The 393-nt window shown below is 50.9% G+C and carries 1 protein-coding gene; it reads left to right on the top strand.

Translation table 11 applies throughout. The features are described 5' to 3' along the window. The coding region (locus tag ACLWS4_RS37700; RefSeq protein WP_416876528.1) for a helix-turn-helix domain-containing protein at positions 1-393 on the top strand (393 nt) is incomplete at both ends.

Raw genomic sequence — 393 nt, 5'->3', positions numbered from 1 at the left:
TCTTAAAAAAAGCATCATCCGGCCTCGGCAAAAGGGTCACCGGCTTCAGCCCTGAGGCTCTTTCTGCACTCGAAAGGTACAATTGGCCGGGAAACATCCGCGAACTGGAAAATGCCGTTCATGCAGCGGTCTACATGGCCTCTTCGGACAGGATCGGGTTAGAGGACCTGCCTGACGGAATCCGTGAACACTTAAACAGAAAAAAAGAATACAGTTTGAAAGAAAGGATGGAGGCAGCAGAGAAACAGATCATTGCGGAAGCGCTGCGGGCTGCCTGTTTTGATAAAAAACGGGCGGCAAAGGCTCTTGGGATCGGCCACTCGAGGCTTTACGGCAAAATGAAAAAGCTTCGGCTTGAGGTAAAATGTACGCAGTTTTGCGCGTCGATCGAGC

It is taken from the genome of Kitasatospora sp. SC0581 (genome assembly GCF_048159585.1).
GTDB lineage: Bacteria > Actinomycetota > Actinomycetes > Streptomycetales > Streptomycetaceae > Kitasatospora.
The sequence above is the reverse complement of the archived record's forward strand: the minus strand, read 5'-3'. Positions and strand labels throughout refer to the sequence as shown.